This window comes from Streptomyces sp. NPDC056486 (genome assembly GCF_042795295.1).
Lineage (GTDB): Bacteria > Actinomycetota > Actinomycetes > Streptomycetales > Streptomycetaceae > Streptomyces.
Genome location: NZ_JBHTSF010000331.1, coordinates 1 through 1,558, shown reverse-complemented (window position 1 = coordinate 1,558; position 1,558 = coordinate 1). Strand labels below are relative to the sequence as shown.

The following is a 1,558-nucleotide window of genomic DNA, read 5'->3' as shown; positions in this document are numbered from 1 at the left end:
TGGGTTGCAGGAAAGTTCCATGACACGCCGAGGTTAGGGGTGGATGGGTGGGACTTTCTTGCAACTGGCCGCCTTTTCGGGGCGTGGAGGCTGCTTCTCCCCGGGGGCCTCGCGCGGGGCACCTACTTTGGCGAAGTTGCGTTCCTGCAGGAGAGGGGCGCGCGAGCGCGCCAACGCGCCCCTCAAGTGGCACGGAGGGCGGAATATGTCGCTCCGGGGTGGGGTTCGGAGGAGGGTGTCCTGGGCGTCTCCGGGCTCCCCAGAGTGAGCGAAGGATGAATGTGGGCGTGGGTGTGCGAGAGATGAAGTCCGTTGTCCGGACGACTGCTGGTGGGCCTGAGGTTCTTCAGTTCGTTGAGCGGCCGGTTCCTGAGCCCGGGCCCGGTGAGGTACGGGTTCGCGTGCACATCTCCGGCGTCAATCCGACCGACTGGCGCGCCCGTCAGCGGGCGTTGCCGCCGGGTGTGCGCGAGGAGGTGCCTCACCAGGACGGTGCTGGGGTGATTGACGCCGTCGGCCCGGAGGTCGATCCGGCGCGGGTCGGGCAGCGGGTGTGGATCTGGGAGGCCGCCTGGGAGCGGCCCTGGGGAACGGCACAGCAGTACACGCTCGTCCCCGACCAGCACGCCGTCGCCCTGCCCGACCACGCCTCGTTCGAACTCGGCGCCGCGCTGGGCATCCCGGCCCTGACCGCGCACCGCGCGCTGACCGTTCACGACGGCGGGCCGGGGCAGCTCGCACCCGGCACCCTGCAAGGCGCGACCGTGCTGGTGGCGGGTGGCGCCGGCGCGGTCGGCAACGCGGCCATTCAGCTCGCCCGCTGGGCGGGAGCACGCGTGATCACCACGGTCAGCGGCCCCGCCAAGGCCGCGCTGGCGAGCGCGGCCGGTGCCCACCTGACGGTGGACTACCGCACGCAGGACGCGGTCGCGGAGATCCTGGCCTTCGCCCCCGAGGGCGTCGACATCGTCGTGGAGGTCGCACCGGGCGCGAACGCCGCTCTCGACATCGCGGTGGCCGCCCAAGGTGCAGTGGTGGCGTACTACTCGGGCGGCGAGGGCGAGCACCTGTCCATCCCAGTACTCACCTCACTCTCAACAAACCTGCGCTGGCAGAGCGTGTTCGTCTACACCGTGCCGTCCACGGCGAAGCAGCAGGCGATCACCGACGTCACAGCGGCAGTGGACGCGGGCGCGCTGCGCGTGGGCGAGGAGGCCGGACTGCCGCTGCACCGCTTCACGCTGGAGCACACAGCCGACGCCCACGCAGCACTCGAAAAGGGCGTGGTGGGGCGGGTCTTGGTCGACATCCCCTAACCGTGGCGACCGCCACCCGTCGGTGCGACTTTCCTGCAATCCGCCCTCCGTGCCACTTGAGGGGCGCATTGGTGCGCTCGCGCGCCCCTCTCTTGCAGGAACGCAACTTCGCCAAAGTAGGTGCGCCGCGAGAGGCCCCCGGGGAGAAGCAGCCCCCACGGCCCGAAATGGCGGCCAGTTGCAAGAAAGTCCCGCCCATCCACCCCTAACCTCGGCGTGTCGTGGGACTTTCCTGCAATCCG

Annotated in this window: 1 protein-coding gene; it reads left to right on the top strand. The window is 70.2% G+C overall.

What is annotated here, in order from left to right; all coding sequences use genetic code 11:
* The first annotated feature begins 275 nt into the window (after window positions 1-275).
* On the top strand, window positions 276-1,316 hold the full coding sequence (locus ACFQ7F_RS45840) for an NADPH:quinone reductase (protein WP_383285747.1): 1,041 nt from the start codon (window positions 276-278) through the stop codon (window positions 1,314-1,316).
* Window positions 1,317-1,558: the final 242 nt, after the last annotated feature.